Origin of the sequence: Williamsia muralis (assembly GCF_051487485.1) — a bacterium.
In the GTDB taxonomy this organism is placed as follows: Bacteria; Actinomycetota; Actinomycetes; order Mycobacteriales; family Mycobacteriaceae; genus Williamsia; species Williamsia muralis_B.
The window spans coordinates 261,863-269,000 of record NZ_JAHVCV010000008.1 but is presented as its reverse complement, the minus strand read 5'-3'; the positions used below and the strand labels follow the sequence as shown (position 1 = coordinate 269,000).

6 protein-coding genes and 1 pseudogene are annotated in these 7,138 nt (G+C 64.0%); 3 read left to right on the top strand and 4 right to left on the bottom strand.

Annotated elements, in window-relative coordinates; genetic code table 11:
- The 3 genes and pseudogenes from KXR83_RS21690 to KXR83_RS21680 form a co-directional block, all read right to left on the bottom strand.
- Positions 1–482 (bottom strand): annotated as a pseudogene (locus tag KXR83_RS21690) (4-hydroxy-2-oxovalerate aldolase); the annotation flags it as partial.
- A 1-nt stretch (position 483) separates the two neighbouring features.
- The gene (locus KXR83_RS21685) at positions 484–1,404 is read right to left on the bottom strand and encodes an acetaldehyde dehydrogenase (acetylating) (RefSeq protein ID WP_437426599.1); all 921 of its coding nucleotides are present in this window, start codon (positions 1,402–1,404) and stop codon (positions 484–486) included.
- A gap of 54 nt (positions 1,405–1,458) precedes the next feature.
- Positions 1,459–2,247, bottom strand: a complete 789-nt coding sequence (locus KXR83_RS21680) for a 2-keto-4-pentenoate hydratase (RefSeq protein ID WP_437426598.1) — start codon at positions 2,245–2,247, stop codon at positions 1,459–1,461.
- A gap of 165 nt (positions 2,248–2,412) precedes the next feature.
- Between KXR83_RS21680 and kstD the strand changes: the two genes are divergently transcribed.
- Positions 2,413–4,134 carry a 3-oxosteroid 1-dehydrogenase gene (kstD, locus tag KXR83_RS21675; protein WP_437426597.1) on the top strand — a complete coding sequence of 574 codons (1,722 nt, stop codon included), beginning with the start codon at positions 2,413–2,415 and terminating at the stop codon, positions 4,132–4,134.
- Positions 4,134–4,994 (top strand): MaoC/PaaZ C-terminal domain-containing protein, encoded by an 861-nt coding sequence (locus KXR83_RS21670; protein ID WP_437426596.1) that lies wholly within the window; start codon positions 4,134–4,136, stop codon positions 4,992–4,994. The genes kstD and KXR83_RS21670 overlap by 1 nt, the downstream gene beginning before the upstream one ends.
- A 106-nt stretch (positions 4,995–5,100) precedes the next feature.
- Here KXR83_RS21670 and KXR83_RS21665 read toward each other — a convergent pair whose 3' ends face one another.
- Entirely contained in the window at positions 5,101–5,226 is a 126-nt protein-coding gene (locus KXR83_RS21665) for a hypothetical protein (RefSeq protein WP_255283862.1), read from the bottom strand.
- A 196-nt stretch (positions 5,227–5,422) separates the two neighbouring features.
- Here KXR83_RS21665 and KXR83_RS21660 point away from each other — a divergent pair, with 196 nt between their 5' ends.
- The gene (locus KXR83_RS21660; protein WP_437426595.1) at positions 5,423–7,117 is read left to right on the top strand and encodes an MFS transporter; all 1,695 of its coding nucleotides are present in this window, start codon (positions 5,423–5,425) and stop codon (positions 7,115–7,117) included.
- Positions 7,118–7,138 lie beyond the last annotated feature (21 nt).

Genomic DNA, 7,138 nt, shown 5'->3' with positions numbered 1-7,138 from the left:
TCGGGAGGCTGACTGTGCGACATCATCAAGAACCCCACGGTCTCGAGCCCCAACTCACGCGCCAACCCGAAATGCTGAATCGACACATCAGCCTCGGTGCAATGCGTCGCGATACGACAGATCTGCGCACCATTGTCCTGCGCCGCCCGGATATCGTCCTTGATCCCCAAACCAGGCAACATCAAAAACGCGATCTTCGCCGTCGTCGCCGTCTCGACCGCCGCCCGGATCAACTGCTGCTCAGGAGTCTTCGAGAACCCGTAATTGAACGACGACCCACCCAGACCATCACCGTGGGTCACCTCGATCACCGGAACACCAGCACCATCGAGGGCGGCGACGATGTCACGCACCTCTTGCTCGGTGAACTGGTGACGCTTGTGATGGCTTCCGTCACGCAACGACGAATCCGTGATGCGGATGTCCAACGTATCGCTGTATTTCCGGGCATCTGCCATCAGATCTGCTGAATTCGCGAACATGTCAGACACCCACCTTTTCTGCCTTCTCGGCAAGCTTCTTCTTAGCGATCTCTTCGCCGACCTTCGTGGCGGCGGCGGTCATGATGTCGAGGTTGCCGGCGTACGGCGGCAGGAAGTCACCGGCGCCTTCGACCTCCACGAAGATCGACACTCGGGCCATCCCGCCGTTGCCCACGCTGGGCGGGTCGAACTGCGGTTCCTGCAACAACCGATACCCGGGTACGTACTCCTGGATCTCTTTCTCCCGCTTCAGAATTGCCTGAGCAATCGCATCGGTGTCCGCATCCTCGGGAATCGCGCAGAAGATCGTGTCGCGCATGATCATCGGCGGATCGGCCGGGTTGAGGATGATGATCGCCTTACCCCGGTCGGCGCCGCCGATCGTCTCAATTGCCCGCGATGTGGCACGCGTGAACTCATCGATGTTCGCGCGCGTTCCCGGTCCGGCGGACTCGGACGACACAGACGCCACGATCTCGGCATACACCACCGGCACCACGGACGAGACGGCGTGAACCATCGGAATGGTCGCCTGGCCGCCGCAGGTGATCATGTTGGTGTTCGGCGCGTCGAGATGCTCCCGCAGGTTCGCCGGGGGGACCACGGCAGGGCCGATGGCAGCCGGGGTGAGGTCGACCGCGGTGATGCCGGCCGCCTCGTACTTCGGGGCGTACTCACGGTGCACGTAGGCCGAGGTGGCCTCGAAGATGATGTCGGGCTTCTCTTCTGACGCCAGGAGTTCGTCCGCCCCGCCCGCCATCGTGATGAGCCCGTGGTCGGCCGCGCGCTTCATGCCCTCGGAGTCTGCGTCGATGCCCACCATCCAGCGTGGCTCGATCACCTCCGAACGCGCCAACTTGTACATCAGGTCGGTTCCGATGTTTCCCGAACCGATGATTGCTGCAGTGACCTTCTGTGCCACGGGTGGTGCTCCTAACCTCAGGTCTTGCCAAAGTTTGTGGTGATGTGTGCGGTGCTACGTGAAATCGAGGGTGACGCTGCCGAGTCCGGCGAACTGTGCGACAAAGTGGTCCCCCGACCGGATGTCGATCGCCCGGGTGGCGGTGCCCGGAAGGATGACGTCGCCCTTTCGCAGGCGAACACCGAAGCTCTCGACCTTGCGCGCCAGCCAGGACACCGCGTTGAGCGGATGACCGAGCACCGCGCTCGAGTTGCCCTCGGCGATCAACTCGTCGTTGCGGTGCAGGGTGGCGTCGATGTTGCCGGTGTCGATGTCGGAGATGCGGACGCGCTGTTCGCCCAGCACCCAACCGCACGACGACGCGTTGTCGGCAATGGTGTCGGGCAGAGAGATCTTCCAGTCGCGGATGCGGCTGTCAATCAGTTCGATCGAGGGAACCACCCATTCGACCGCCGCGATCACGTCTTCGTTGGTGCAGCCCGCGCCGGGCAGATCAGCGCCGAGGATGAAACCGACCTCGACCTCGACCCGGGGGTAACAGAACTTGGTGGCATCGATCGGGGTGTGCTCGTGATACTGCATCACGTCGAGCAGGTGACCGTAGTCCGGCTCGTCGACCCCCATCATCTTCTGCATCGCCTCGGACGCCAGGCCCACCTTGTGGCCGGCAACCGACGCACCCGCGTCGAGCCGCCTGCGGATGTTGATCAGCTGGATCTCGTAGGCGTCTGTGACGTCGAGATCCGGGTGGCTCACCACCGGTGGATCGATGGCGACCGCGGTCGCCTCGGCCCGGGCCAGATCGTCGGCGATACGCTGACGTTCCTGGTCGGAAACGGTCACTGGTGGCTCCTCCTGCAGTACGAGCTGGGCACTGGAACGTGTTTCTGTTTTGGGGCTGTCAGGCACTCGCCAATGCCTTCCAGGCTGGTATAGCCTGCCATGGACGTGAGTTTATAACGTGTTCTACCTAGAGGGTAGAGCTCGGCAATGCACGAAGGGGCAATGATGAGCCGTTCGGAAGAGATTCCTGGGGACGAGATCTTCGATGTGATCGTCGTCGGCGCCGGTGGCGCCGGTATGAGTTCGGCCATCACGGCCGCCGCTCATGGCCTCGACACAGTGATCATCGAGAAGTCGCCGTACTGGGGTGGATCCACCTCCCGGTCGGGTGGAGGTGTCTGGATCCCGAACAACCAGGTGCTCAAGCGCGACGGCGTCAAGGACGATCCCGAGGCCGCACGCACCTACGTCCGCGCCATCGTGGGCGACGGCGTGGCACCCGAGCGCATCGACGCCTACATCGACCGCGGCCCCGAAGCGCTCGACTTCCTGAGCGAGCACGCGCCCCTCGAACTGGAGTGGGTCAAGAACTACTCCGACTACTACCCCGAGGCGCCGGGCGGCCGGGTGGGCGGGCGTTCCTGTGAGCCCAAGCCGTTCGACTCCCGCAAGCTGGGCGACGACATCAAGACCCTGCACCCTCCGTACAGCAAATCCCCTTTGAACGTGGTGGTGATGCAGTCGGACTACCGCTGGCTGAGCACAGGACTGCGTCACTGGCGCGGGCCCCTGCGCGCGATCAAGGTCGCCACGCGGTTCGCCGTGGCCAAGCTGACCGGCAAACGACTGATCGCGATGGGCGCCGCCCTCACCGCGGAACTGCTCCTCGGTGTCCGTCAGGCCGGTATCCCGTTGCACCTGAACACCGGACTCGTCGATCTGGTCACCGAGAACGGTCGCGTCGTCGGCGTGGTGGTGGAGACCGACGGCAAGCAGAGAACCATCCGCGCCCGGCACGGCGTGGTGCTCGCGTGTGGCGGCTTCGAGCACAACGAGGAGATGCGCCACAAATACCAGCGCGAACCCATCGGATCGCAGTGGACCACCGGCGCGGAGTCCAACACCGGCGATGGCATCAACGCCGGCCTGAAAATCGGTGCGGGCGTGAGCTTCATGGAAGACGCCTGGTGGGGTCCGACGATCCCGCTCCCCCGCGGGCCGTGGTTTGCTCTCTCCGAGCGCGCACTCCCGGGCAGCTTCATGGTCAACGACCGCGGCGAACGTTTCATGAACGAGTCACTGCCCTACGTGGAAGCGGTGCACCGGATGTACGGCGGCGAGTTCGGCCAGGGCGAGGGGCCAGGAGAGAACCTGCCGTGCTGGCTGGTGTTCGACCAGACCTACCGCAACCGGTACATGTTCGCATCGGTGTCGGGCCGTCAGCCGTTGCCCGGCAAGTGGTTCAAGTCCGGCGTGATCACCAAGGCCGGCAGTCTGGCCGAACTCGCGGAGAAGATCGGCGTGCCCGCCGACCGTCTGTCCCGAACCACCGAGCGGTTCAACGAGTTCGCGAAGAAGGGCGAGGACGAGGACTTCGGGCGCGGGGTGAGCCAGTACGACCACTACTACGGCGACATCACCAACAAGCCCAACCCCAGCCTGGGCCCTCTGAAGAAGGCACCGTTCTACGCTGTGAAGATGGTGCCGGGCGACCTCGGCACCAAGGGCGGGATCAACACCGACGCGGCGGGCCGCGCTCTGCGCGCCGACGGGTCGATCATCGAGGGGCTCTACGCCGCGGGCAATACGAGTGCGCCGGTCATGGGCCACACCTATGCCGGTCCCGGCGCCACCATCGGGCCCGCGATGGTCTTCGGATACCTTGCCGCACTGGACATCGCCGACACTGCTCAGCGGTCGCGTGCCGCCGGCGAGAAGGCCAGCTGATGCCCATCGATCCGTCGGTCGCACTCGGCGCCGAGGTCGGCCAGACCACATTCAGCTGGAACGCCTCCGACATCGCGCTGTATCACCTGGGCGTCGGCGCAGGAGCAGACCCGCTGGACGCGAACAGCCTTCGGTACCTGCACGACGCCGAACCGAAAGTGCTGCCCACATTCGCAACCGTCGCTGCGAGTTTCCACGAGACCGAGCCACCGAAGGTCTCGATGCCCGGCATCGAGATCGACCTTGCCGCAGTGGTTCACGGTTCGCAGGAGGTGACCATGCATCGCCCCATCCCGCCTTCGGGTTCCGCGACCACGCGTACCACCATCGCCGAACTCCAGGACAAGGGCTCGGCGGCGGTCATCGTTCAGGAGTCGACAACGGTCGACGATGCCGGTGAGCCGCTGTGGACTGCGCGTTCGGCCATTTTCGCCAAGGGGGAAGGCGGATTCGGCGGCGAGCGTGGGAGTTCGGACAAGGTGGCCTACCCCGACCGCGAACCGGACCGGACGATCGAGGAGAAGACGCTTCCACAACAAGCGCTTCTCTACCGCCTCTGCGGCGACCGCAACCCATTGCACTCAAGTCCGGAGTTCGCCGAGATGGCGGGCTTCCCCCGGCCGATCCTCCACGGGCTCTGCACGTACGGAACAGTGTGCCGGGCTGTCACGGACACGCTGCTCGACGGAGACGTGGACCAGATCGAGCGATATGCGGCGAAGTTCGCCGGTATCGTCTTTCCGGGTGAGACCTTACGAATCAAGGTGTGGGAAGACGGATCTCGCCTTCTCATCTCCGCATCCGTGGCGGACCGCGACGATGCACCGGCCCTCGGAAACGTGGTGCTGACGAGGCGCTGACGGCCCTCTGCTGATCGCGGGCGGGACTGCCGGACAGTTCCGCATCGCGATCGGTGGCCGGCATCGACAGCTCGGCGATACCGGCGTCAAGAGTTGTAAAGCGTTGTCAGGCAGCGCTCATGAAGATGGCAACGAGCCCGACGATGACGGCGACGAGTGACGCCAGCATCGTGAGCACACGCCATGCGCGCAGCTTGACCGCCGAGACGTCGTTGACCTGAGTTGAGGCCATCGGATTCCCTCTCATGTGGGTGTGGCCGGACCCGGCTGGGTCGGTCTGTACCAGCAAGCTCACTGTCGAGTTACCAGTGTTGTTAATGTGACATAAGAGACAGTCGATGCGTGTGTGCCACACCGTGGGATCGTGATAACGATTACACAACACGAAGGTGTGTTTAGAACACGTTCCACTCGACTACTTTGAGTGGATGAAGACATCTGTGGGGGCGTCGCCGAACGATTCGGGACCAGGCGAGAAGTTCGGATTCCGGACGATCTGGCTCATCTTCGTGGTGTGCACCGCCGTCTCGATGGTCGTGGCTGCGATGGCCGCGTTGAACACCGCGATCCCCGAGATCGCTCCGGACATCGAGGCGACATCGAACCAGCTGACCTGGCTCATCGATGGATACACGCTGACCCTGGCCGCCCTGCTGTTGCCTGCCGGCGCCCTGGGCGACCGATACGGTCGCCGCCTGGCTCTGGTCGGCGGTCTCATCATCTTCGCCATCGGCTCCCTCCTGCCGGTGTGGATCAATGACCCGAACCTGTTCATCGCCTCGCGCTGTTTCACCGGTGTGGGTGCCGCCTTTGCTATGCCCGCAACCCTGTCGCTGATCACCTCCGGGGTACCGGAGTCCAAACGACCACTGGCTGTGAGCATCTGGGCCGGCGTGGCCGGAATCGGAGCCATCGGCGGATTCTTCGTCACCGGTATATTGCTCGAATTCTTCGACTGGCATTCGATTTTCATCGCGTTCGCCGTCGCAGCGGGAATCACCGCGGTGCTCTCGTGCACCATCCCGACATCTCGCGACTCCACCGCGAAACGCTTTGATCTGATCGGATCGATCAGCTCGGCGGCGGCCATCGCGCTTGTCGTGTTCGGTCTCATCGAGGCTCCACACCGCGGTTGGATCGACCCATTGGTCGTAGCCGCGCTGGTCGGTGGTGTCGCGCTCGTCGGGGTGTTCTGGATGCTTCAAACAAAGCGAGCACAGCCGTTGCTCGACGTCACGCTGTTCCGCAACCGCGCCTTCTCGGCCGGCGCCTTCAGCATCATGCTCCAGTTCCTGGTCGCCTTCGGTGTGTTCTTTGTCCTGCTGCAGAGGTTGCAGCTGGTGTTCGGTTACTCCCCGTTGAAGTCGGCCGTCGCGATGTTCCCCCTCGTGGTGGTGGTGATGATCTTCTCGTTGTTGGGCAACTGGGTTGCGGTGAAGATCAATCTGCGTGCCATCCTGGCCGTCGGCACCTTTTTCATGGGCGTCGGCGTCATCATGCTGGGCGTCATCGATCACACCGAGTACTGGACGATCGCGGTGTCGCTGATCGTCATGGCGGCGGGTCTGGGAATCGCCACCGCACCGTCCACCACCGGGATCATGGTGAACACCCCCGCCGACAATCAGGGAGTCGGTTCGGCGGTCAACGACACCGCTCGAGAACTGGGCTCGGCGCTCGGAATCGCCATCGCCGGCAGCCTGTTGGCCGCCGGATACACCAGAGATGTTCAGCCGACCGCCGATTCGGCCCAGAACCAGCTGACCCAGGCCGCGAGTCAATTGCAGGCGGCCGGCCAGGCGGAACAGGCGCAACAGGCCAGCTCCGCTGCCGGTTCGATCGGCGAACACATCACGCGCACACTCGCCGAAGCACTGCAGGTTGCTCAGGGCATCGCACCGCGCCAACCCGAACTGGCGGCGCAGATCGCCGAGGGTGCAAAAGAAGCCTTTGTCGGGCCGATGAACACCGCCTGCATCGTTCTCGGCTCGATCGGAATCGTCGGTGCGGTGTTGTTGGCCATCTTCACCCCGAAGGCAATGGGCGGGCAGGACGCCACGGTGGGCGAATTGCCCACCGAGCACCCTGCTGCCGCGACAGCGGCCAAGTCGTCGACCGACTGACCGGGCCCGGGTTGACGGGCT

Coding starts and splice junctions, on each gene's coding strand:
- KXR83_RS21670 (WP_437426596.1), top strand. CDS start 4,134: ATGCCCATCGATCCGTCGGTCGCACTCGGCGCCGAGGTCGGCCAGACC.
- kstD (WP_437426597.1), top strand. CDS start 2,413: ATGAGCCGTTCGGAAGAGATTCCTGGGGACGAGATCTTCGATGTGATC.
- KXR83_RS21665 (WP_255283862.1), bottom strand. CDS start 5,226: ATGGCCTCAACTCAGGTCAACGACGTCTCGGCGGTCAAGCTGCGCGCA.
- KXR83_RS21660 (WP_437426595.1), top strand. CDS start 5,423: ATGAAGACATCTGTGGGGGCGTCGCCGAACGATTCGGGACCAGGCGAG.